Below are 22,461 nucleotides of genomic sequence, written 5' to 3' on the forward strand. Positions count from 1 at the left end.
GCGGTCAGCGCCGTCTGACCGCCGCGGCCTCCCAGGGGAGCGGCCACGGGTTGAAGCGGCACCCGCCGGTGCCCTTGGACTGCTGCATCATCACCGGCGCGCGGCCGCGGCCGTGGCACGTGGTGTGGCCGCGGCCCAGCCAGTGGCCGGTCTCGTGGTTGACGACCAGGTGCCGGTAGTCGCGCAGCGACCGGCCGGCGGCGTTCCAGGCCGGCGAGGCCCGCCTCCAGCGCAGCTGGTTGATCACCACGTGCCGACCGACCCGGCACGACCACCGCACCGAGCACCCGGACGAGAACGACGGAAGGGTGCCGGCCGCGGCGAGCACGAGCGTGAAGTCACCGCCCCGGCGCACCCGGCGGAACTGCACGCCGGCGGCACGCCAGCCGCGCGGGTGGTCGAAGGTCTCCTGCGCCTGCCGGCGGAAGACCTTCATCGACGCGGTCACCCTGCCTCGTGTGCGGACGGAGTAGGTGACGCGGCGGCTCACCGGGACGGCGTACGCCTCCATGGTCGGCTGCGTCGGCGTCGGGGTCGCGCGCCCGTGCTCGGCCCGCCGGTGCTCGCGCGCGTCCTCGACGGTGGCGTGGGTCGGGGCACCCATGACCGACAGCAGGAGCGCGGTCAGCACGGGGGCGAGCACGGCGACGCGGGCGGCCCGGGGCATGTCACGAGCCTACGCGCGGGACGTACCGACGTCGTGCGGCGTAGCGTCACGGCATGCCCCCGGGTGACGCGGAGGTCCGATTCCGTCCACGCGGCCCCTACGACCTCGGTGGGCTGGACATCGTGGTGGAAGTCCGGTCGAAGTGGTTCGCCAGCCGTGCCGCGACACGTCAGGAACGGTGCGACCGGTTGTGCGCCGAGCTGGCCGAGGCCGCCGGGACGACGGCCCTCGGGGTGTACCTCTTCTTGCCGGTCTCTGCTTGGGCCCAAGGCGAGTAGCGCGCGATCATCGCGGGCGCGACCGCAGGTCGAGGGGGTCGAGGGGGTCGAGGTCGGCTCGGTGGCGCTGGCGACGCTCGATGCACCTGGTCGGGACGCGCCGACACCCCCGCTGACCTCAGGTCTGCGGGGTGTGGGGCGGGGTCATGGTCGGCGTGGTCGCGGAATGCCGGGTGGACCCAGTGGATCGTCCGGGTCGATCGGGCTGGTGCCGGTGCGGTCACGGCGGTAGCGGTGCCCGTGAGGGCTGGTCCACTCATTGACCCCGGGCGTGACCATCTCGTAGTGCCAGGCCGAGTGCGTCTTGAGCCGGTGGTGAAACCGGCACAGGGCGGCGAGGTTGTCTGTCCGTGTCGGCCCGGGCTGCTCAAGTCCTTCGGATGCGGCGTCGGGGTCGTGGGGGACGATGTGGTCGATGTCGCAGCGTCGGGCGGGGCGGGTGCACCAGGGGAAGCCGCAAGTTCGATCGCGGAGAACCACCTGCTCGCGGATCCGGTCGGGGATCGCGTAGGTGTCGGTGGCCAGCTGGGTGTTGAGGTCGATGACGGGCTTGATGGTGACCTTCGTGCGGGAGTCGGAGCACCAGGAGCGGACCTGGTCGAGCAGCACGAGCCGCTGGCCTTCCTCGAGGCGTCCGGTGGGCCCGAACACGGTCTGCTCGTCGGAGCCCTCGTCGAAGTGGGCGTTTAAGTGGGCGTGCAGGACGACCTCGCGTGCGACGGGGAGCCCGTCGCCGTCCCCGGCCTCGACCTTCGCGGGAGTGCCCATGCCCGTGGTGTGGAGGTCGAGCGCGGTCTGGGTGCGGGCGAGGTCGCCGAGCGCCTTCGCCCGCCGGGCGTTCAGCGACTCGGTCGATCCGAGTGCGGCCTGGGTGGCAGCACCTTGCGCGAGCGCGCGGTCGAGATCGAGCGCGTCGGCGATGTCGAGCTCGCCCTCCATCCGCATCGTCCCCGCGAAGTGGACGTCCTGGGAGTCGATCGTGACGTGACGCGGGTCCACGTGGAGGTAGCCGTCCTCGGGATCAGCGGCCGGGTCGGGTGCGGCGAGGTCGAACCTCTTGATCGCCTCCGCCACCAGCCGGTCCAGCTGCGCGGAGCCGACCTTCCCGGCGACGGCGGCGACCTGCGCGTCCACGAACGCGGCGGCCTCCTTGGTCAACGACGGGGAGGAGTGGATGGTGGTCTCGGCGACCGCGCGGGCCTCCCACGCCGGCACCCGCCCTGCTTGGACCTGTGCCCACAACCGCGGGAGGCGGTGGCGCAGCTCCAACGACTGGCCGATGAGCTTCTTCGCCGCCGTCGTCGACACCCCGAGCACGCCGCCGAGCTCGGCGATGCAGAACTCCGCGACCGGCGGGCATCCGTCGCCGGCGATGGGCTCCTCGTGCTCGCACCCCGGAACCGTGAACGACGCGGCATCGTGGTCGACTCCGGCGGGTGCAGGTCCGCCCACTGAGCGGCGAGCACGAGCTGGTCAGCCGCCTCCCCCGTCGACGAGCTCATGTCTCGGTCGCGGGCCGAGCGAGGTGCAGGTTGAGCGACGTGCGGCCCCTCGACGGGCTCGAACCCGAGCCTCCGGTAGGGGCGGAGGGCGTCCTGGTTGTCGGGCTCAGGCCCAGAGCTGCCCGTCGAGCCGGTCCTCGGCCTCGTCGATGGTGCCCTCGTAGGCGCCGGTGGAGAGGTACTTCCAGCCGCCGTCGCACACCACGAAGGCGATGTCGGCGCGCTCGCCGGCCTTGACGGCCTTCGCCGCCTGGCCGAGGGCGGCGTGGAGGATCGCGCCGGTGGAGATGCCGGCGAAGATGCCCTCGAGCTCGAGCAGCTCGCGCACCCGGCGTACGGCGTCGCGCGGGCCGACGCTGAAGCGCGAGTCGATCAGCGAGGCGTCGTAGAGCTCGGGCACGAACCCCTCGTCGAGGTTGCGCAGGCCGTAGACGAGCTCGCCGTAGCGCGGCTCGGCGGCCACGATGCGTACGTCGGGCTTGGCGCTGCGGAAGTAGCGCGAGACGCCCATGAGCGTGCCGGTGGTGCCGAGCCCGGCGACGAAGTGGGTGATGCCGGGGAGGTCGGCGAGGAGCTCGGGTCCGGTGCCCTCCTCGTGCGCGAGGGCGTTGGCCTCGTTGCCGTACTGGTAGAGCATCACCCAGTCGGGGTGCTCCCCCGCGACCTGCTTGGCGACCCGGACGGCCTCGTTGGACCCGCCGGCGGCCGGGGAGGAGACGATCTCGGCGCCCCACATGCGCAGCAGCTGGCGCCGCTCCTCGGACGTGTTCTCCGGCATCACGCAGACGATGCGGTAGCCCTTGAGCTTGGCCGCCATGGCGAGCGAGATGCCGGTGTTGCCGCTCGTCGGCTCGAGGATCGTGCAGCCGGGACGCAGGACGCCGTCCTTCTCGGCCTGCTCGATCATCTTCAGGGCCGGCCGGTCCTTGATGGAGCCGGTCGGGTTGCGGTCCTCGAGCTTGGCCCAGAGACGTACGTCCGGGCTGGGCGAGAGCCGCGGCAGCCCCACGAGGGGGGTGTTGCCGACCGAGTCGAGCAGGTTGTCGAAGCGGGCCATCCGGTCAGCGGGCCCCACCGGCGACGGCGGGGAGGACGACGACCTGGTCGCCGTCGGAGAGCTCGGCGTCGAGGCCGCCCATGAAGCGGACGTCCTCGTCGTTGATGTAGACGTTGACGAAGCGGCGCAGGTCGATCGAGCCGGACTTGTCCTCGACGAGGCGGTCCTTGATGCCGGGGTGGTTGCCGTCCAGGTCGTCGATCAGCGCGGACAGCGTGCCACCCGAGCCCTCGACGGCCTTCGCGCCGTCGGTGTAGGTGCGCAGGATGGTGGGGATCCGGACGTCGATGGCCATCAGGGGGTGCTCTCTTCCGTAGCTGGGATCGTGACCTCTTCCTCGGTCACGACGCCGTCGATGATTCTGTATGACCTGAACTCCACGGGGCCGTCACTATTCCCGTGCTCCCGTGTGCTGACGAGCACGTAGTGGGCGTTGGGCTCGCTGGCCAGGCCGATGTCGGTGCGGCTCGGGTAGGCCTCGGTGGCGGTGTGGGAGTGGTAGATGACCACCGGTTCCTCGTCGCGGGCGTCCATGTCCTTGTAGAGCGCCAACAGTTCGGTGGAGTCGAACTCGTAGAACGTCGGGCTGCCCGCGGCGTTGACCATCGGCACGAAGCGCTCGGCGCGGTCGGAGCCCTCGGGCCCCGCGACGACGCCGCACGCCTCGTCAGGGTGGTCGCGCTTGGCGTGCGCCACGATGGCGTCGCGGATCTCCTGGGCGATGGTCAGCACGCTGTCAAGGGTAGGCAGGCGCCCGATGCGGTTCGTGCGCGTCTCACGTCGTAACCTGACGACAGAGTGTCTTGACGTCGAGAGATCCGGGGGAAGTCCATGTCGTTGTCGCAGGCGCAGGCGCCGCTGACCCGCCACGGCATCCCGCTCGAGCGGGACCTGCGCGTCCTGGCGCTCGGCTCGTTCGCCAACCGCTTCGGCGCCGGCGCTGTGATGACGACCAGCGCGCTCTACTTCACCCGGCAGGTGGGTTTCACCGCCGCCGAGGTGGCCCTCGCGATGGCGGTGGCGGCCGTGGTCGGGATCCTCGTCCAGGTGCCGGCCGGCCAGCTCGGCGACAGCCACGGCCCGCGCCGCGTCCTGACCGTCTTCATGGTGGGTGCCGCCCTCGCGAGCGCGCTGCCCGTCCTGGCCCGTACGCCGTGGCAGCTCGCGCTGCTGCTGGCCGCGCTGACGCTCTTCGAACGGTCGGCCGGCTCCGTGCAGCAGGGCGTCATCGCGCAGCTCGCCACAGGCGGGCGCGGCGTGCAGTTCAAGGCCTACCTGCGGGCGGTGACCAACACCGCGATCGGGCTCGGCTCGGTCTTCGGCGGCGCCGCCCTCGTGGTCGACGAGGCCTGGGCCTACATCTCGGTGTTCGTCCTCAACGCCGTCTTCACCGGCTTCGCCGCGTGGAACACCACCCGGCTCCCGGAGCTCCCCGCCTACGTCCGGCTCGAGGGCGAGCCGCGGCTCGCCGTGCTGCGCGACTGGCCCTACGTCGCCGTCGTCGCGCTGACCGGGCTGTTCTCGCTCCACTTCTTCGTGATGGAGCTGGGCCTGGCGCTCTACATCTCCGAGCGCACCGCCGCCCCGCCCGTCATGGTCGCCGTGCTGCTGATCATCAACACCGCCTGCGTCGCGCTCTTCCAGGTCAGGCTCTCGCGTCGCGCCGACTCCGTGGAGGCCGGTGCCCGGGCCCTGGTCCGCGGCGCCGTGTGGATCGCGGCCGGCTTCGCGATCGTGGCGCTGGCCGACCGGGGCGACGCGACTTTCGCCGTCGTGGTGCTCGTCGTCGGGTCCCTCGTGCACGTCGTGGGCGAGATGATCGGCTCCGGCGGCCAGTGGGGCCTGCAGATGGGCCTCGCCCCCCATGAGCGGCAGGGCCAGTACCAGGGCTTCGCCGGGCTCGGCTTCAGCGTCATCGCCGTCGTCGGGCCACCGATCGTGACGCTGCTGTGCGTGGAGATGGGCGAGACCGGCTGGCTGGTGCTCGCCGCGCTCATGCTCGCGGTCGCCCTCGCCTCGGTGCCGGTATCCCGGTGGGCGCTCGCCTCCCGCGAGCGCTACGGCGTACTGACCCACTCGGGCTGATCGGGCCGGGCTACACCCAGATCGCGGCCGGGATCTGGTCGGAGAAGACCTCCGGCACCTCGGGGAACGACTCCGAGACCCCGAGCGCGTGTCGGACCGCCGTCCAGCCGGCGGCGCAGGCGTCGAGCAGGTCGTCCTCGCCGAAACCGGCACCGCGGAAGAACGCCGGGGCGACGATCCCATGGGCGGCCAGCGCCTCGCGGCGGGCGCGGGCACCGTCCGCGTCCTTCTTGCGCGCCTGCACGGGCGCCCCTGCCATCCGGGCGAAGCTCACCTCCGGGTGCACCTCGATCACCCTCGTGCCGGGCCGTCCGCGCACCCACGCGTCGACCTGCAGCACCTTGTCGCGCAGGGCGTACGCCTGGGCGCTGACGCTGGTGCGCCCGCCGGTCGCCGCGAGGTTGGCCTCGCGTGCCTCGGCGTAGGTCGCGGCCTCGACCGCGGAGCGTACGGGCGTGGAGAACACCGAGGACGCCTTGCCGGTCAGCGCCCGGCGGGCCTCGGCGTCCGCGAGCCGGCCGCCGCTGTCGGGCAGGCCGATCGGGATGTCGACGGCGACCACGGGCACGTCGTGCTGCTCGCGCACGAGCTCGACCAGGCCCGCGATGTCCGCGGCGACGAAGACGGACGCCCGCAGGGTGGGGTCCAGGACGACGCCGACCCAGCCGGCCGGGCAGGCGTCCACGCCGAGGACGGGGGCCGGGGGCCTGAGGACGGGCGGGGGCTCGGCCTCGCCCTGGCCGGCCGGCGCCACGAAGCGGGCCTCACGATCGTCGCCGAGCGCGGCCTCGATGCGGGCGAGCAGGAGGTCGCTCATGGGCGGGAGCGAGGCGAGCGGCCACCAGCGGACGTCGCTGGACTCGTCGTCGGCGACGTGCGCCTCGCCGGCGACCCACGTGCAGGCGAAGGTCAGGTCGAGGTAGGCGGCCCGGTCGCCGTTGGCGTGCACGATCTCGGGGTGGACGCCGGTGGAGGCGAGCCGGTCGACCCGGACGCGTACGCCGGTCTCCTCCGTCACCTCGCGGGCCGCGGCCACCGCGGGCTCCTCGCCGGGGTCGACGATGCCGGTGACCGGGGACCACTGGCCGTTGTCGGAGCGGCGCACCAGCAGGACCTGGTCGCCGCGACGTACGACCGCGGTGACGGCCGGCAGCCACAGCGGGTGGTCGCTGCCGATCTTGTCCCGGATGGCGACGACGAAGTCGGGGACGGGCGTCATCCGGCCGTCAGCGCCTCGACCACCGTCTCCTGGAGGTAGCCGACCCACTCGTAGATGTCGTGCGCCTGCGCGCGCGGGTCGTCGTCGGGCAGCGAGTGCCAGTAGTGCTCGTCGCCGGCCTCGACGCCGAGTCGGGTGGCGAGGGCGAGGCGGATGTCGGTGAAGGCCCGCATCCAGGTCTCGGCCTCGGCGTGGGTGAGCTCGACGTCGATGACGAGGCCGTCCTCGGTCAGCTCGGGCGGAAGGCCGGCCTCCTCCAGCGTGTCGATGATCGCCCCGGCCGCAGCGGCCTTGCCGTCGCGCAGCCCGCCCTCGGTGAACCGTCGGAAGTCGGCCGCGGACTCCTCGTCGTCGGGGTACGCCGTGGGGAACAGGCGCGCCAGCACCGGGTCGTCGGGGATCGTCGTGGCGCCCGAGAACTCCGCCATCATCGCCTCGAAGGCGTCGGCGGTCGGCGCGGCAGGCTCGGCCCGCTCGTTGCGCAGCAGCTCGACCATCTGCGAGGCGAGCGAGCGCAGCAGGTCGGCCTCGAAGCCGGTGAAGGTGGCGATGACGTGGCCGGACCTGCGGTGTCGTTCGAAGCCGCTCACCTCAGGATGCCTTCTCCATCGTCGCCCAGAGCCCGTACTCGTGCATCGCCTGCACGTCGCGCTCCATCTCCTCGCGCGTGCCCGTCGAGACGACCGACTTGCCCTCGGTGTGCACCTCGAGCATCAGCTTCTCGGCCTTCGCCTTGTCGTAGCCGAAGTACTTCTGGAAGACGTAGGAGACGTAGGACATCAGGTTGACCGGGTCGTCCCACACGAGCGTCACCCACGGCTTGGCCAGGAAGGTGATCTCGTCGGGGGTCAGGGTCGGCTCGACCTCTACGGGACTGGCGGCTGACACATGGTCCATCGTGGCACAGTGTGGGTCGTGACAGCCTCAGCGGCGCTCCTGACCGACCACTACGAGCTGACCATGGTCCAGGCGGCGCGCCAGTCCGGCACGGCCGACCGGAGGGCGGTGTTCGAGCTCTTCCCGCGGCGGCTCCCCGCGGGTCGCCGCTACGGGGTGGTGGCCGGGGTCGGCCGGGCCCTGGACGCCCTCGAGGACTTCCGCTTCGACGCGGCGACGCTGACCGCGCTCGAGGGCGTCGTCGACCCCGACATGCTCGACTGGCTCGGCTCCTACCGCTTCTCCGGCGACGTGTGGGGCTACGCCGAGGGCGAGGCCTACTTCCCCTACTCGCCGCTGCTCGTGGTCGAGGGGACCTTCGCCGAGGCCGTCCTGCTCGAGACCGTCCTGCTGTCGATCTACAACCACGACTCCGCGATCGCGTCGGCGGCGTCGCGGATGACGCTGGCGGCAGGTGACCGGCCGTGCATCGAGATGGGGTCGCGGCGGACCCACGAACAGGCGGCGGTGGCTGCCGCGCGGGCGGCGTACGTCGCCGGGTTCGACGCCACCAGCAACCTGGCTGCGCGCGCCCGCTACGGCGTGCCGTCCACCGGCACCGCGGCCCACTCCTTCACCCTGCTCCACGACGCCGAGGCCGACGCCTTCCGCGCCCAGGTGCAGACGCTCGGGGTCGGCACGACGTTGCTCGTCGACACCTACGACGTCACCGAGGCCGTACGCCTCGCGGTCGAGGTGGCCGGCACAGGGCTGGGCGCGGTCCGCCTCGACTCCGGGGACCTCGGCGAGGTCGCCCGTGACGTGCGCGCCCAGCTCGACGAGCTCGGCGCGAGCGCGACCCGGATCGTGGTGACGAGCGACCTCGACGAGCACGCCATCGCCGCCCTCGCCGTCGCGCCCGTCGACGCGTACGGCGTCGGGACCCAGCTGGTCACGGGCTCGGGCCACCCGACGTGCGGCTTCGTCTACAAGCTCGTGGCCCGCGAGGACGCGACCGGCGAGCTGGTGTCGGTGGCGAAGAAGTCGACGGACAAGCAGTCCATCGGCGGTCGGAAGTACGCCCTGCGCCGGCGTGGCCCGAACGGGGTGGCGGAGGCCGAGGTCGTCGGGATCGGCGCCGCGCCCGAGGACGACGGAGACGACCGTCCCCTCCTCGTCCCCCTCGTCCGCGACGGAGAGGTCGTCGGCCGTGCGACGCTCGACGAGGCCCGGGCCCGCCACCGCGCCTCGGTCGCCGAGCTGCCCCGCTCGGTCACGATGATGTCGGCCGGCGAGCCAGTGATCCCGACGGTGCATCTCGGCCCGTGACCTGAGCCCCCTCTTTTCCGGTGCCCGGCGGGCCCACCGGCTGTCATGATGCCGGGATGGGTCTCGTCGCGCGCGACGCCGAGCTCGTGATGATCGCCGAGGTGCTCGACCGCGAGCCGACCTCGGCGCGGGCGCTGGTGCTCGAGGGCGCCCCGGGCGTGGGCAAGACCAGCCTGTGGGAGCACGGCGTCGCCGGGGCGCGCGACCGCGGGATGAGGGTCCTGCTCGCCCGGGCCAGTGCGTCGGAGACCGGGCTCCCCTTCGCGGGCCTGATCGACCTGCTCGACGAGGTCGGGGTCGACGAGCTGGCAGAGGTCCCCGCACCGCAGCTGCGCGCGCTGGAGGTCGCGCTCTACCGCGCCGAGCCCGGCGACCAGGCGCCCACCGAGCAGGTGGTCTCGCTGGCGCTCCTGTCGGCGCTGCGCGTCCTGGCCCGCGGCCAGCACCTCCTCGTGGCCGTCGACGACGTGCAGTGGCTCGACCGGTCGTCCCAGGCGGCACTCTCCTACGCCGCCCGTCGGCTCCAGGACGGGGTGACCATCCTCCTCGCCCGGCGCCCCGGCCCCCCGGGCGCGGTGGAGCGGGCGCTCGCAGCCGAGCGGGTCGACCGGCTCGAGGTGCGGACGACCACGCTCGGCGGCACGCGGCAGATCCTGGCCAGCCGCCTCGGACTGCGGCTCCCCCACCACGTCCTCCGCCGTGTCTACGACACCACCCTCGGCAACCCGCTCTTCGCCCTCGAGGTCGGGCGCCTGCTCGCACGGCGCGACCCGTCGACGATCGGCGAGGAGCTGCCCGTCCCCGACGCGGTCGAGGACCTCCTGGGCCTGCGGGTGGCCGACCTCGACCCGACGGCGCGCAGGTTGCTGCTCGCGCTGGCCCTCGACGCCGACCTCCGCGCCCCGCAGGTGCGCGACCTGGCCGGGCCCGATGCGCTCGAGCACGCCTCGGCCACCGGCGTGCTGACGGTCGACGGGGACCGGGTCCGGCCGGCTCACCCGCTGCTGGCCGAGGCCGCCCGACGAGCCGCGTCGACCGACGACGTACGGCACCTGCACACCGACCTGGCCGCGGTCGTCACCGACGACCAGCGCCGGGTGCTGCACCTGGCCCTGGCGGCGACGGAGCCCGACCGGGCGCTCGCGACCCGTCTGGACGGCGCCGTCGCGCGCGCCACCGCCCGGGGCGCCATCCGGCTGGCCGCCGACCTCGCTGGTCACGCGCTGCGCCTCACACCGCCCGGCGAGGACGACGCCGGGCGGGTGATGCTGCTGGCCAAGCTGCTGCAGATGGCCGGCGAGAAGCAGCGCCTGACCGACCTGCTCGCGCCGCGGGCGGCGACCCTGCCCGACCGAGCCGACCGGGTCCGGGCGCACGTGCTGCTGACGGGCGGCGTCGTCCACGGGAACGACGACATCCTCGCGCTCCTGCAGCGCGCCCTCGACGAGGCCGGCGACGACCACGCCCTGCGTCTGCGCGTGCTGTGCCACCTGGCGGAGAACGAGGCCGTCATCGAGGTGCGCAACGTCGCGGTCGCCGACGGTCGGGCGGGCGAGGCCGTCGAGGCGTCGGCGTCCGGGTCGGCTGGTGACCAGCGGCTCGCGCTCTACACCCGCGTGTGGACCTCGGCACTGCGCGGGCGCCCGCTCGACGACCTCGTCGAGCGCTACGCGGCCCTCGCCTGCGGGTCGACGTACCTCGCCCGGACCCCGGGTCGGGTGGTCGGGCAGCAGCACGTGTGGCGCGGCGAGCCCGGCCCCGCCCGGGAGCGGTTCGAGGCGTTCCGGTCGCTGGCCGCCGACCGCGGCGAGCCGAGTCCGTACGCGCTGGCCCGCCTGCACCTGTGCGAGCTCGAGCTGCGGACGGGGCGGTGGGACGACGCCGAGGAGCTCCTCGACGAGTGGGCCGCCTCGCTCGACAGCAGCCTGCTCCACTGGCCGATGTACGAGCGGTGCCGCAGCCTGCTCGCCGCCGGGCGGGGCGACGCGGCCGGCGCCCGTGAGTGGGCCGAGCGCGCCGTGGCGCAGGCCGAGGAGACCGGCGTGCGGTGGGACTGGCTGGAGGCGACCAGGGCGCTGGGCGTGGCGGCCCTGCTCGACCACCGCCCGGAGGAGGCGGTCGAGCACCTGCAGGCGGTGTGGACGCACACCCGTGACGAGGGAGTGCTCGACCCGGGTGCGTTCCCCGTCGCCCCGGACCTCGTCGAGGCGTTCGTCGACCTCGGCGACCTGGACGGCGCGTCCGCGGTGGTCGACGTGCTGCGCGAGGCCGCCGACCACCAGGACCACACGTGGTGCCGGTTGGCCGCCGGCCGCGGCGCCGCGACCGTCTCGCTCGCCGCGGGCTGGTCCGACGACGACGCCGAGGCGCTGGCCGGCCACGCGACGGCGTACGACGACCTGGGGCTGGTCGCCGACGCGGCCCGCACCTGGCTCGCGCTGGGGCGCGCGCAGCGCCGCTCCCGCAAGTGGGGAGCGGCGCGCGACTCTCTCGAGCAGGCGGTCCGGCTGTTCGAGCAGCAGGGCGCCCCCGGGTGGGCGGCCGCTGCCCGCGCCGACCTCGAACGGGTGGGTGCCCGCCGGCCGAGCTCGCCCGGTCGGCTCACGACCACCGAGCGCCGGGTGGCCGACCTCGCGGCGCAGGGGCTGGCCAACAAGGAGATCGCCCGGACGCTGGTGGTCACCGTCAGCACGGTCGAGTTCCACCTGCGCAACGCCTACACCAAGCTCGGCATCCGGTCCCGGATGGAGCTGGCGGCACGCCTCGAGGAGCTCGACGCAGCGGTGCCCTGAGGCCCCTGGCACCTGTCAACTGGGGTTGTTCCCGGGGTCATTTCCTCGGGTCATCCGCAGTTTCGGCACCCCGGCCCGGGCACGCACCGTGGAGTCATGGCCGAGTACCTCGTCGAGCTCTACGTCGCACAGGGCGACCACGCCGCCGCGCAGCACCACGTCGCGGTGGCCGAGCAGGCCGGCGCCGACCTGACCCGCGAGGGCCGGGCGGTGCGCTACCTGCAGTCGTTCTTCGTCCCCGAGGACGAGACGTGCTTCCTGCTCTACGAGGCCGACTCGGTCGACCTGGTCACCGAGGCGGTGGGGCGGGCCGGACTCCGGCTCGAGCACGTCTCGGCGGCCACCACGTCCGTCGCCGGCGCACAGGAGACGCCGGACGGCACCACGAAAGGAACCAGCATGACCAGCACCACCACCACCCGCCCGGACCTCACCGAGCTGCGCGACAAGCAGCAGAAGGTGTGGAGCAGCGGCGACTACAACAAGATCGCCGCCCTCACGGTCCCGGTGTCCGAGCACCTCGTCGACCACGTGGGGGTCAGTCCGACCGACCGGGTCCTCGACGTCGCGACCGGCACGGGTCACGTGGCCCTGGCCGCGGCGCGGAGGTCGGCGGAGTCCGTCGGCATCGACTACGTGCCCGGGCTCCTCGACATCGCCCGCCGCCGGGCGGAGGCCGAGGACCTCGTCGTCGAGCTGGCCGAGGCCGATGCCGAACGCCTCCCCTACGACGACGCCTCGTTCGACGTCGTCATGTCGGCCATCGGCGTCATGTTCGCCGCCGACCACGACACGGCTGCGCGCGAGCTGGTGCGGGTGACGCGCCCCGGCGGGCGCATCGGCCTGGCGAGCTGGACACCCGAGGGCTTCGTGGGTGGCATCCTCCGCACGGTGGGCGCCCACGTGTCGCCCCCGCCGGGCGCCCAGCCGGCCACCCGGTGGGGCACCGAGGAGGTCGTCGCCGACCTGCTCGGCGACGGCGTCCACGAGGTCCGGTCGGTGACGGCCACGGTGACGCAGCGCTTCACCGACGGTGCCGGCTTCGCCGACCTGTTCCTCACCTACTACGGACCGACCTTCGCGGCGGCGGGCCGGCTCGACGAGGAGGGGCGCGCCGCGCTCCGGGCCGACCTGGTCGCCCTCGCTGAGTCGCACGACCGCGGTGAGGGCGACGGCCTGGTCTGCGAGTGGGAGTACCGCATCGTCACGGCGACTCGCCGCTGACGCCCGGGGCAGGGGTCCCCGGCGCCCTCCCGCCACCCCTTCTTGCGGGCGGTGGGAGGGCTGCTCCCGCGTGCGCGCCCGCTAGCCTCGGGGGATGGCCCGAGCCCTGATCGTCGTCGACGTCCAGAACGACTTCTGCGAGGGCGGGTCGCTGCCCGTCCCCGGTGGCGCCCGGGTGGCGGCCGACATCAACGAGCTGCTGCACCGCTGGCACGCGCGCGGCGAGGACGCACCGTCGTACGACGTCGTCGTTGCCACGAAGGACCACCACGTCGACCCGGGGTCGCACTGGTCGGTGAAACCCGACTTCGTCGAGTCGTGGCCGGTGCACTGCAAGGTCGGCACCGAGGGGGCGGCGTTCCACCCCAACCTCGACCCGCAGCCCTTCGACGAGGTGTTCTGCAAGGGCGAGCACGAGGCGGCCTACAGCGGCTTCGAGGGTCGTACGACGTCGGGCGAGGCGCTGGCCGACTGGCTGCGTGCCCGGAAGGTCGAGGAGGTCGACGTGTGCGGCATCGCCACCGACCACTGCGTGCGCGCGACCGCCCTGGACGGCGCGGGCGCGGGCTTCACGACCAGGGTCCTGACGGCGTTGTGCGCCGGGGTCGCGGAGGAGTCGACCGCCGCCGCGATCACCGAGCTGGCGGGCGCCGGCGTCGAGATCGCCTGAGGCCTGCCGGGCCTCAGCACCACTTCTCGGTGACGGTGCGCAGCACCTTGACCGTGCGTGCCGTGCCCTGGCCCAGGGCCGCCAGCTCCTTCGAGGCCAGGAGCCTCGAGGTGTGGATGTTGCCCTCGAGCAGCACGTAGGCCGCCCGGCCGTCGACGACGACCACCTCGCCGTCGTGCTCGAGGGCGTGCGCCGCCTCGACGGCCGCGGCGGGCGGCGCGGCGGCGTACAGCGTCACGTAGTGCTGGCCGGCGGGGTCGTGCTCGGCGTGCAGCTCCTCGGCGCGCGCCGTCAGCGCAGCCAGGTCACCGGTCGTGAAGACGATCGTCGGCACCTCGAAGCCCGCCGCGGAGGCGTAGGCCTCCTCCAGCGCCTGCTGCACCTTCGCGACCGACCGGGCGGGGTGGGTCAGGCGCACGTTGCCGGTGTTGATGTAGGTCTCGACGTCGGTCCCGCCCGCGGCCTCGGTGGCCGCCTTGATGGCGTCCTTGGGGAACTTGCGCGTGGCGCCGAGGTTGATGGCTCGCAGGAAGGCGACGTAGGTGGGCACGGACCGATCATGCCCTCCGGGACGGGCGACGTGGTCGGGGCGCGGCGGGTCTAGGGTTGTCGTCATGAACACTCGTGCACGTGCCATCGGGACCAGCCTCGCCGCTCTCACCCTGCTCGTCGCAGGGTGCGCGAAGGACGACACCTCGACCACCACCGAGTCAGGGGTCAGCCTCGTCGAGGGCGGCACGCTGACCATCTGCACCCACCTGCCCTACGAGCCCTTCGAGTTCACCGAGGGCGGCGAGGTCGTCGGCTTCGACGTCGACGTGCTCAAGATCGCCGCCGACGCCGAGGGCTGGGACACCAAGGTCGTCGACATCGGCTGGGAGACGATCGTCTCCGGCGAGGCGCTCAACACCGGCCAGTGCGACGTCGCCGCGGGGGCCATGTCGATCACGCCCGAGCGCGAGGCCGTCATGGACTTCTCCGACCAGTACTTCGAGGCCAAGCAGGCGCTGCTGATGAAGGCCGGCGCCGGCTACACGACGCTCGACGACCTGGCCGGCAAGACCATCGCCGTGCAGGACGCCACCACCGGTGCCGACTACACCCGCGAGAACGCCCCGGAGGACGCCAAGATCGTCTCCTTCGAGGACTCCGCCCTCATGCAGCAGGCCGTCAAGACCGGCAAGGCCGACGCCGGCGTCAACGACAACGGCCTGCTCAACTACTTCGCCAGCCAGAACCCCGACGTGGAGGTCGGCGCGGAGTTCGAGACCGGCGACGTGTACGGCTTCTCGGTGAAGAAGGACGGCAACGACGAGCTGCTCGGCATCGTCAACGACGCCATCGCCAGCGACGAGTACGACGCCGCCTACGAGAAGTGGTTCGGCACCGCTCCGGAGTGACCTCCCCGGAGTGCCCCGGCTCACCGTCCGTGCCCTGACAGGAGTGATCCATGGCGAGTCCCCGCCAGCGTGCCGCGCGGCTGCGCTACGTCCAGTACGCCGTCCTCGTGCTCGTCCTGGTGGCGATCGCCCTGCTCGCCGACTGGGACCAGCTCCAGCGGGCGTTCTGGGACTGGGAGGTCGTGAAGGCGCAGTTCCCCGACGTCATCACGATCGCGCTGAAGAACACGCTCATCTACACCGCGTGCGGGTTCACGTTCGGCCTCGTGCTGGGGCTCGTCCTGGCCCTGATGCGCCTGTCCAGCGTGGGCCCGTACCGGTGGATCGCCACCGGGATCATCGAGCTCTTCCGCGGCCTGCCCGCCCTGGTGGTCTTCATCGCGCTCAGCGTCGGCTTCAGCCTGGCGTTCCCCGACCGCCAGATCCCCTTCGGGAACCTCGGCATCGTCACCCTGGCGCTGGGTCTCGTCGGTGGCGCCTACATGGCCGAGACGATCCGTGCCGGCATCCAGGCGGTGCCGAAGGGGCAGATGGAGGCCGCCAGGTCGCTGGGCATGTCGCACAGCCGGGCGATGATCAGCGTGGTCGTCCCGCAGGCGTTCCGGATCATCCTGCCGCCGCTGACCAACGAGCTGATCCTGCTCACCAAGGACTCCTCGCTCGTCTACATCCTCGGCCTCGCGCTCGAGGACTACGAGCTCACCAAGTTCGGCCGTGAGGGCATGAACACGGCCGCCAACCTGACCCCGATCATCGTGATCGGGTTGTGCTACCTGCTGATCACGGTGCCGCTGTCGATCGTCGTGCGCCGCATGGAGAGCCGAGCGGAGAGGGCCCGCTGATGACCACCCCGACCCACGAGCACGACCGCACGACCGCGGCGATCGACGTCCAGGACCTCCACAAGAGCTTCGGCGACAACGAGGTCCTCAAGGGCATCGACTTCCACGTCGGGCACGGCCAGGTGGTCTGCGTCATCGGACCGTCCGGCTCGGGCAAGTCGACGTTGCTGCGCTGCGTCAACCTCCTCGAGACGCCGACGAGCGGCAAGATCTTCGTCGAGGGTGCCGAGATCACCGACCCCGACGCCGACGTCGACAAGCTCCGCGCGCGGATCGGGATGGTCTTCCAGCAGTTCAACCTCTTCCCGCACATGACGGTGCTGCGCAACCTCACCATCGCGCAGGAGAAGGTGAAGGGCCGCAAGAAGGACGAAGCCGTCGAGGTGGCCCGCGCCACCCTGGCGAAGGTCGGACTGGCCGAGAAGGAGTCGGCCTACCCCGCGCACCTCTCCGGAGGGCAGTCGCAGCGCGTCGCGATCGCGCGCGCGCTGTCGATGAGTCCCGACATGATGCTCTTCGACGAGCCGACGTCGGCGCTCGACCCCGAGCTGGTCGGGGACGTGCTGGCGGTCATGAAGGACCTGGCCTCCGAGGGCATGACGATGATGGTCGTCACCCACGAGATGGGGTTCGCACGCGAGGTCGGCGACAAGCTCGTCTTCATGGACGACGGCGTCATCATGGAGGAGGGCGACCCGCGCGAGGTGCTCGCCGACCCGCGTCACGAGCGCACGCAGTCGTTCCTCTCCAAGGTGCTCTAGGGCTGGCCCTGCGTGTGGCGGCTCAGCCCCGCTTGCACTGGCTGGGCGGGGTCACGGCGGGGTCGAAGACGTGCTGGGGCGGGGTGATGCTCGAGCCGTCCTGCGACTCCTTCATGGTCATCGCCCACCAGCCCGCCTTGCGGGTCTCGATGGCGGCGAGCTCCTCCTCGGGGAGGGCGTTCCACATGTTGAGGACGTCGACGCCGACCTCGACCAGGTGCCCGTGCGGGGTGACGACCGCCCGGGCCTCGACGCCGTCGAGCGCTGCGGGAACGGTCGGGAAGAGTCCTCGCGGCATCCCGGTGAGCACGGCCTTGGCCGGCACGCCGACGGCGACGCCGTCGCCTGCCAGCCGGACCGCGCGTGCCGCGGCGACGGGCCAGGTCGGGTCGAGGTCGGTCGGCAGCGCCCAGCTGCGCGACTCGTCCTCGGTGATGTCGGCCCAGCAGTTGGCGGCGTTGGGGCCCCACACATCGCTGTTGAAGTAGGTGCGTCCGGCGACGACGAGGTAGTCGACCTGCTGCACGTTGCCGTCGATCGCGGAGTCCATCGACAGCTCGCTGTAGCCCGTGGACGGGCTGTAGCGGCCGTCGAGGTCGAAGATGCGCTTGCCGCCGTTGTCCGGGTTCTTGGTGAGCAGCTGGCCGTGCCACTCCACGATGCCCATCTTGGCGACCTGGCTGTCGATCGCCTCGAGCTGCTCGCCCTCCAGGAGGAAGTCGTCGCCCTTGGTCGCTGCGGCCTCACCGGATCCTCCGCACGCGCTGAGGGTCAGCGCCAGACCGGCACTGAGCGCTGCGGCCCACGATGCGCTTCGACGACGTGCCACTGGGGGTTCCCCGATCAGGTCGTGACGAGCTCCGTGCTCGATCTCGCTCGGGAGCCTAGGTCCGGCTCCCGGGGCTGTCAGGCAAATCACGACATCTTGTCCGTGGCCGCGGGGGACCCGCTCAGCCGGACATCCAGCCGCGGGCCGCGCCCACGACCGCTTCGGTGACGTCGTCGACCAGTGCCGACCCGAGCCGCCAGTGCTGCCAGAACAGCGGCACCTCGGGCCGGCGGCCCTCGACGAGCTCGACCAGCTCGCCCCGGTCGAGCTCGTCGACGACGTCGGACTCGGGCAGCAGGCCCCACCCCATGCCCACCCGGATCGCCCGGTCGAACTCGCGCACCGACGGCACGTAGGTCACCGGGGGCGCGAGGTGGCGGCGGGTCACCCGCCGGATGAAGTCGTGCTGGAGCGAGTCGCTGCGGTCGAAGGCCACGATGGGCGCCTCCCCCAGCGTGGCGGACCCGACACCGTCGGCGAAGTGGGCCGCGTGGAAGTCACGCGTGGCGACGGCGGCGTACCGGAGCCGGCCCAGGCGCACGACGCGACATCCCGGCACGGGCGTGGGCTCACCGGTGATCGCCGCCACGACCTCCCCGCGACGCAGCCGCTCCGCGGTGCGCGTGTGGTCCTCGCGCACGACCTCGAAGACCACGCGGTGCCGCGACTGCACCTCGGCGAGCGCGTCGACGAACCAGCCGTAGAGCGCGTCGGCGTTGACCGCGATCGGCAGCGAGGCGTACGACGTCCCGCCGGCGTCGGCCTCCTCGACGAGCTCGGCGACGGCCTCTCGCTCCAGCAGCTCGGTCTGGGTGGCCAGCCGCACCAGCACCAGACCGGCCTCGGTGGGCTCCAACGGCTTGACCCGGTGCAGCAGGACGCGGCCGATCCGGGTCTCGAGCGCCTTGATGCGCTGGCTCACCGCGGACGGGGTGACGTGCAGCTCGCGGGCGGCCGCCTCGAAGGTGCCGAGCCGCACCGCGACCGCCAGTGTGCGCAGGGCCACAGGGTCGAGCTGGGTGATGTCTTTCATACTTAGACATCCTAATGATTCGTCAGAATAGTTCGCTGGATTGAATCCCACACGCGACCTAGCGTTGTCCTCATGTTCCAGGTTGCTCTCACCGGTCTGCTCACCGGACTCGCCCTCATCGTCGCCATCGGCGCGCAGAACGCCTTCCTCCTCCGACAGGGGATCCGCGGCCAGCACGTCCTGCCGATCGTGCTGACGTGCCTGGTCTCGGACGTCGTCGCGATCACCGCCGGGGTGGCCGGCCTGGGGGTCGTGCTGGAGCGGTGGCCGGCGGTCCTGCCGGTGGCCCAGGTGCTCGGCGGCCTCTACCTCATCGCCTTCGGCGTCCACGCTGCGATGCGCGCGTGGCGCCCGGCGGCCCTGGAGGCGGGCGAGGCGACGGCGGCCCTGACGCCCGGCCGCGCGGTGCTGCTGACGCTGGCCCTGACCTGGCTCAACCCGCATTTCTACCTCGACGCGGTGCTGATGCTGGGCACCGTCGCCAACAGCTTCGGGACCGACCGCTGGTGGTTCCTGGGCGGCACCCTCGTCGCCAGCCTGCTGTGGTTCTTCGGGCTGGGCTACGGCGCGCGGCTGCTGCGCGGCCTGTTCGCCCGCCCCCGGGCCTGGCGCGTGCTCGACTCCGCGATCGCCGTCGTGATGGGCACCCTCGGCGTGGGGCTGCTCGTCCACTGAGCCCGCGCGGTCACTCCCCGGCCAGGGCCAGCCCCTGCTCGGCCAGCGACTCGCGCAGGCGGGTGATCGCCATCGGCCCGACGCCGTGCATCGCCGCGAGCTCTGCGCTCGAGCGGGTCGCGACCTGCTCGAGCGTCGTGACCCCGACCGCCCGCAGGGCCCGCGTCGCCGGCGCGCCGATGTTCCTCGGCAGCGGCGTGCCGGACTCCCGGGGCGCCCGCTCGCGCGGCGACGGGAGGGCGGCATCGACGACCGCCTCGCCACGCGGCGAGAGCAGGTAGCCGATCGCGAGGGACTCGGTGAGGCCGAGCTCCTTGAGCTTGCGCACGTCCGTCTTGAAGTCCGCGGTCTCGCGTCCCACCCGGGCGGCGAGGTCGGGAGCACGCACCGTCGGGTTCCGGTCGATCAGGTCGAGCGTCTCGCGCGTCCAGGCGCCGTACGACGAGGCCGCGTCGAGGCGGTCGAGCCGGGCGTTGATCGTCGCGATCTCCTCGGGGTCGGGCACGGCCGCACGCAGTGCCTCGCGCGGGTCGGGACCTGCGTACGCCAGCCCGATCCGCCAGGCGGGGTCGTCCGAGCGCGCCGCCAGCGCCTCCTTGAGCGCCGCCAGGGACGGGGCCCCGGCCCGGCGCGCGTCCTCGGCGCGCAGGCTCGACACGCTCACCTGCTCGAGGCTCGTCACCTCGATCACCCCGACTCCGGTGCGCATCCGGGTGCCGACGACGACGCGTGGCTTCGCCCAACGGCGGAAGGCGAGGTCGATGGTGCCGGCCCTGATCGCGGCCAGCTCGGCCGGTCGGATCATCATGGCCCCAGCCTCTCAGTCCACCCGCAGGATGTCTCCCGGCTGGCAGTCGAGCGCCCGGCAGATCCCGGTCAGGGTGCTGAACCGCACCGCCTTCGCTCGACCGTTCTTCAGGACGCTGAGGTTGACCACGGTGACACCGACGTGGTCGGCGAGCTCGGTCAGCGTCATCCCTCGCTCGGCGAGCACCTCGTCGAGGTGGACCGTGACACCGTGCGCTTCGTCGGCCTCCGGCACCTGCTCGCCCGGCCTGCGGCGGGCCATCAGATGGTGGCCTCCACGTCGCGGCGCATCCCCACCGCCTGCCCCATCACCCTGGCGAGTGCCAGCAGGGCGATGCCGAGGAGCACCGGCAGCCACGGGACCGTGGCGGTGAGGATGAGCGTGCTGTCGGTCATCCGGTTGAGCAGGCCCGCGTTGATCCAGCCCGAGGCCACGAAGTCGAGCGCCGCCCAGGCGATCAGGATGCGTCCGAGGGTCCGCAGCTCGCCGGGCACCCGGTCCGCGAAGACCCCGTCGCGCCGGGCCCGGCGCAGGAAGCGCCACAGCATCACGAAGAAGACCATCGGCCCCCCGACCCACACGACCAGTCCGGCACCGCCGAGCGCGCGGGTGGCGCCGTCCGGCTCCGGGTCGCAGATCTGCACCTCCTCCACCCGCCAGGTGATGCCCTCGCCGAGCCCGACCGGGCCGGCGGTGTCGCCGTCGCCCTTCCGGAAGGCCGGCGCGTCGCCCGAGCCGCTCGCGCAGACCTCGGCGTCCAGCCCCGGAACCGCGCCGCTCCCCCACGCCGTACCGGCGAGCGTCGCGACGGCGAGGACCGCCATGACCGTCACCACCAGACCGACGAGCACCTCGAGCACCCTGAGCGGGTCGTTGCCGCGCTTGCCGTCCATGACGGTCCCCCTGACATATCGAAAGACGATGGTGTCGAGAAACGATAGGGCATCGCTTTTCGATACGTCAACGTTCGGGCGTCGGCGACCCCCGAGCGGTGAGTGAGACAGGTTCCGGGGCCGCAGACCTGCCTCACTCACCGCGACACGTCCGGACATGCACCGAGCGGTGAGCAGGACACGTTTCCGGGCTCGAAGACATGCCTCACCCACCGCTCGGCGGGTGGGCTGGGTGCGTCAGAGGTTGCCGCGGGCGTCCTGCTCGCGCTCGATGGCCTCGAAGAGCGCCTTGAAGTTGCCCTTGCCGAAGCCGAGCGAGCCGTGGCGCTCGATCAGCTCGAAGAACACCGTGGGCCGGTCGCCGAGCGGCTTGGTGAAGATCTGCAGCAGGTAGCCGTCCTCGTCGCGGTCGACGAGGATGCCGCGCTTCTGCAGCTCCTCGATCGGCACGCGCACCTCGCCGATGCGCGCCCGCAGCTCGGGGTCCTCGTAGTAGGAGTCCGGGGTGTTGAGGAACTCCACGCCGTTGGACCGCAGGGCGTCGACGGTGGCGAGGATGTCGCCGGTCGCCAGGGCGAGGTGCTGCGCGCCGGGGCCGTTGTAGAACTCGAGGTACTCGTCGATCTGCGACTTCTTCTTCGCGATCGCCGGCTCGTTGAGCGGGAACTTCACGCGGTGGTTGCCGTTGGCGACGACCTTCGACATGAGCGCGGAGTAGTCGGTGGCGATGTCGTCACCGATGAACTCGGCCATGTTCACGAAGCCCATCACCTTGTTGTAGAAGGTGACCCACTCGTCCATCCGGCCGAGCTCGACGTTGCCGACGATGTGGTCGAGGGCCTGGAACAGCCTCTTGGGCTGGTCGGCCTTCTTCTCCCAGCGCGGCTCGACGGCCTGGTAGCCGGGAAGGTAGGGGCCGGCGTAGGCCTCGCCGTCGACGGTGCGCTGCACCAGCGTGTGGCGGGTCTCGCCGTAGGTCGCGATGGCTGCGACGCGGACCTTGCCGTGCTCGTCCTCCACGGTGTCCGGCTCCACGAGGACCGTGGCGCCGGCCTTGCGGGCCTGCGCGATGCACTGGTCGACGTCGGGCACCTCGAGGGCGATGTCGACGACCCCGTCGCCGTGCTTGGCGTGGTGGGCGATCAGGTCGCTGTCGGGCGCGACGGCACCGCTGAGCACGAACTTGATGGAGCCGGACTTGAGGACGTACGACTTGTGGTCGCGGTTGCCGTTCTCGGGTCCCGAGTAGGCGATGAGGTCCATCCCCCACGCCGAGGCGTAGTAGTGGGCGGCCTGCGTGGCGTTGCCCACCACGAAGCAGATCGCGTCCCACCCGGTCACCGGGAACGGGTCGGCGTCGGCGTCGTACTCCACGAGGCCGACGAGCTGCCGCAGCTGCTCGAGGGAGAGGTCGGCCTTCATCTCGTCCACGGTCAGGGCGCCACCGGTCGAGGCGATGTCAGTCGTCATGGGGCGAACCCTGCCGAGTCGCGGCACAATGTGCAACAGTACGCCGAAACG

24 protein-coding genes are annotated in these 22,461 nt (G+C 72.3%); 9 read left to right on the top strand and 15 right to left on the bottom strand.

Translation table 11 applies throughout. The features are described 5' to 3' along the window. Window positions 1-4: 4 nt before the first annotated feature. The 5 genes from HOO61_RS21040 to HOO61_RS21060 form a co-directional block, all read right to left on the bottom strand. Window positions 5-667, bottom strand: coding sequence for a DUF3152 domain-containing protein (locus HOO61_RS21040; protein WP_172261542.1), 663 nt, complete (start codon window positions 665-667; stop codon window positions 5-7). A gap of 422 nt (window positions 668-1,089) precedes the next feature. Next, window positions 1,090-2,397 (bottom strand): HNH endonuclease signature motif containing protein, encoded by a 1,308-nt coding sequence (locus tag HOO61_RS21045; RefSeq protein ID WP_172261544.1) that lies wholly within the window; start codon window positions 2,395-2,397, stop codon window positions 1,090-1,092. Between the two features lie 156 nt (window positions 2,398-2,553). Beyond that, the gene (locus tag HOO61_RS21050; RefSeq protein WP_172261546.1) at window positions 2,554-3,504 is read right to left on the bottom strand and encodes a PLP-dependent cysteine synthase family protein; all 951 of its coding nucleotides are present in this window, start codon (window positions 3,502-3,504) and stop codon (window positions 2,554-2,556) included. A 4-nt stretch (window positions 3,505-3,508) separates the two neighbouring features. After that, entirely contained in the window at window positions 3,509-3,799 is a 291-nt protein-coding gene (locus HOO61_RS21055; protein WP_172261548.1) for a MoaD/ThiS family protein, read from the bottom strand. Next, window positions 3,799-4,236, bottom strand: coding sequence for a M67 family metallopeptidase (locus tag HOO61_RS21060; protein ID WP_172261550.1), 438 nt, complete (start codon window positions 4,234-4,236; stop codon window positions 3,799-3,801). Before HOO61_RS21060 ends, HOO61_RS21055 begins: the two co-directional genes overlap by 1 nt. Before the next feature lie 99 nt (window positions 4,237-4,335). Here HOO61_RS21060 and HOO61_RS21065 point away from each other — a divergent pair, with 99 nt between their 5' ends. After that, window positions 4,336-5,589 carry an MFS transporter gene (locus tag HOO61_RS21065; protein ID WP_172261552.1) on the top strand — a complete coding sequence of 418 codons (1,254 nt, stop codon included), beginning with the start codon at window positions 4,336-4,338 and terminating at the stop codon, window positions 5,587-5,589. Window positions 5,590-5,599: 10 nt separating this feature from the next. Here HOO61_RS21065 and HOO61_RS21070 read toward each other — a convergent pair whose 3' ends face one another. The 3 genes from HOO61_RS21070 to clpS are packed head-to-tail and all read right to left on the bottom strand — an operon-like array spanning window position 5,600 to window position 7,705. After that, a complete protein-coding gene (locus HOO61_RS21070) occupies window positions 5,600-6,808 on the bottom strand; it encodes a DUF429 domain-containing protein (protein WP_172261554.1) in 1,209 nt (402 codons plus the stop codon). Further along, window positions 6,805-7,398 carry a DUF2017 domain-containing protein gene (locus HOO61_RS21075; protein ID WP_172261556.1) on the bottom strand — a complete coding sequence of 198 codons (594 nt, stop codon included), beginning with the start codon at window positions 7,396-7,398 and terminating at the stop codon, window positions 6,805-6,807. Before HOO61_RS21075 ends, HOO61_RS21070 begins: the two co-directional genes overlap by 4 nt. Window position 7,399: 1 nt before the next feature. Next, window positions 7,400-7,705 (bottom strand): ATP-dependent Clp protease adapter ClpS, encoded by a 306-nt coding sequence (gene clpS / locus HOO61_RS21080; RefSeq protein WP_172261559.1) that lies wholly within the window; start codon window positions 7,703-7,705, stop codon window positions 7,400-7,402. A gap of 63 nt (window positions 7,706-7,768) precedes the next feature. Here clpS and HOO61_RS21085 point away from each other — a divergent pair, with 63 nt between their 5' ends. The 4 genes from HOO61_RS21085 to HOO61_RS21100 all read left to right on the top strand — a co-directional run bounded on the left by HOO61_RS21085 (window position 7,769) and on the right by HOO61_RS21100 (window position 13,699). Beyond that, window positions 7,769-9,013: a nicotinate phosphoribosyltransferase gene (locus HOO61_RS21085; RefSeq protein ID WP_253942675.1), complete on the top strand. Its 1,245-nt coding sequence runs from the start codon at window positions 7,769-7,771 to the stop codon at window positions 9,011-9,013. 56 nt (window positions 9,014-9,069) lie between these two features. Further along, entirely contained in the window at window positions 9,070-11,805 is a 2,736-nt protein-coding gene (locus tag HOO61_RS21090; RefSeq protein WP_172261563.1) for a LuxR family transcriptional regulator, read from the top strand. A 96-nt stretch (window positions 11,806-11,901) separates the two neighbouring features. Beyond that, a complete protein-coding gene (locus HOO61_RS21095; protein WP_216659160.1) occupies window positions 11,902-13,029 on the top strand; it encodes a methyltransferase domain-containing protein in 1,128 nt (375 codons plus the stop codon). A 94-nt stretch (window positions 13,030-13,123) separates the two neighbouring features. After that, the gene (locus tag HOO61_RS21100; RefSeq protein ID WP_172261565.1) at window positions 13,124-13,699 is read left to right on the top strand and encodes an isochorismatase family protein; all 576 of its coding nucleotides are present in this window, start codon (window positions 13,124-13,126) and stop codon (window positions 13,697-13,699) included. A gap of 13 nt (window positions 13,700-13,712) precedes the next feature. Here the strand turns inward: HOO61_RS21100 and HOO61_RS21105 are convergent, their stop codons facing one another. Further along, window positions 13,713-14,249, bottom strand: coding sequence for a DUF1697 domain-containing protein (locus HOO61_RS21105; RefSeq protein ID WP_172261567.1), 537 nt, complete (start codon window positions 14,247-14,249; stop codon window positions 13,713-13,715). A 64-nt stretch (window positions 14,250-14,313) separates the two neighbouring features. Here HOO61_RS21105 and HOO61_RS21110 point away from each other — a divergent pair, with 64 nt between their 5' ends. From HOO61_RS21110 to HOO61_RS21120, 3 genes are read left to right on the top strand one after another with little or no spacing between them, the layout of a single operon-like run. After that, complete coding sequence (locus HOO61_RS21110) at window positions 14,314-15,099, top strand: transporter substrate-binding domain-containing protein (RefSeq protein ID WP_172261569.1); 786 nt, start codon at window positions 14,314-14,316, stop codon at window positions 15,097-15,099. A gap of 50 nt (window positions 15,100-15,149) precedes the next feature. After that, entirely contained in the window at window positions 15,150-15,941 is a 792-nt protein-coding gene (locus HOO61_RS21115; protein ID WP_172261571.1) for an amino acid ABC transporter permease, read from the top strand. Beyond that, window positions 15,941-16,702, top strand: a complete 762-nt coding sequence (locus HOO61_RS21120) for an amino acid ABC transporter ATP-binding protein (RefSeq protein WP_172261573.1) — start codon at window positions 15,941-15,943, stop codon at window positions 16,700-16,702. The genes HOO61_RS21115 and HOO61_RS21120 overlap by 1 nt, the downstream gene beginning before the upstream one ends. A gap of 22 nt (window positions 16,703-16,724) precedes the next feature. Here the strand turns inward: HOO61_RS21120 and HOO61_RS21125 are convergent, their stop codons facing one another. Together HOO61_RS21125 and HOO61_RS21130 are read right to left on the bottom strand one after the other, a co-directional pair. Then, window positions 16,725-17,531 (bottom strand): hypothetical protein, encoded by an 807-nt coding sequence (locus HOO61_RS21125; protein ID WP_172261575.1) that lies wholly within the window; start codon window positions 17,529-17,531, stop codon window positions 16,725-16,727. Window positions 17,532-17,652: 121 nt separating this feature from the next. Continuing rightward, window positions 17,653-18,564 carry a LysR family transcriptional regulator ArgP gene (locus HOO61_RS21130; RefSeq protein WP_172261577.1) on the bottom strand — a complete coding sequence of 304 codons (912 nt, stop codon included), beginning with the start codon at window positions 18,562-18,564 and terminating at the stop codon, window positions 17,653-17,655. A 72-nt stretch (window positions 18,565-18,636) separates the two neighbouring features. Between HOO61_RS21130 and HOO61_RS21135 the strand changes: the two genes are divergently transcribed. After that, window positions 18,637-19,239 (top strand): LysE/ArgO family amino acid transporter, encoded by a 603-nt coding sequence (locus tag HOO61_RS21135; protein WP_172261579.1) that lies wholly within the window; start codon window positions 18,637-18,639, stop codon window positions 19,237-19,239. Window positions 19,240-19,249: 10 nt separating this feature from the next. Here HOO61_RS21135 and HOO61_RS21140 read toward each other — a convergent pair whose 3' ends face one another. From HOO61_RS21140 to hppD, 4 genes are all read right to left on the bottom strand, one after another. Continuing rightward, a complete protein-coding gene (locus HOO61_RS21140; protein ID WP_172261581.1) occupies window positions 19,250-20,047 on the bottom strand; it encodes a hypothetical protein in 798 nt (265 codons plus the stop codon). Window positions 20,048-20,059: 12 nt separating this feature from the next. Beyond that, window positions 20,060-20,308: a helix-turn-helix transcriptional regulator gene (locus tag HOO61_RS24660; protein WP_172261583.1), complete on the bottom strand. Its 249-nt coding sequence runs from the start codon at window positions 20,306-20,308 to the stop codon at window positions 20,060-20,062. Further along, the gene (locus tag HOO61_RS21150; protein ID WP_172261585.1) at window positions 20,308-20,940 is read right to left on the bottom strand and encodes a DUF2975 domain-containing protein; all 633 of its coding nucleotides are present in this window, start codon (window positions 20,938-20,940) and stop codon (window positions 20,308-20,310) included. The genes HOO61_RS24660 and HOO61_RS21150 overlap by 1 nt, the downstream gene beginning before the upstream one ends. A gap of 237 nt (window positions 20,941-21,177) precedes the next feature. Next, entirely contained in the window at window positions 21,178-22,410 is a 1,233-nt protein-coding gene (hppD, locus tag HOO61_RS21155) for a 4-hydroxyphenylpyruvate dioxygenase (protein WP_172261587.1), read from the bottom strand. Window positions 22,411-22,461: the final 51 nt, after the last annotated feature.

Origin of the sequence: Nocardioides sp. zg-1230, from assembly GCF_013155335.1 — a bacterium.
GTDB lineage: Bacteria > Actinomycetota > Actinomycetes > Propionibacteriales > Nocardioidaceae > Nocardioides.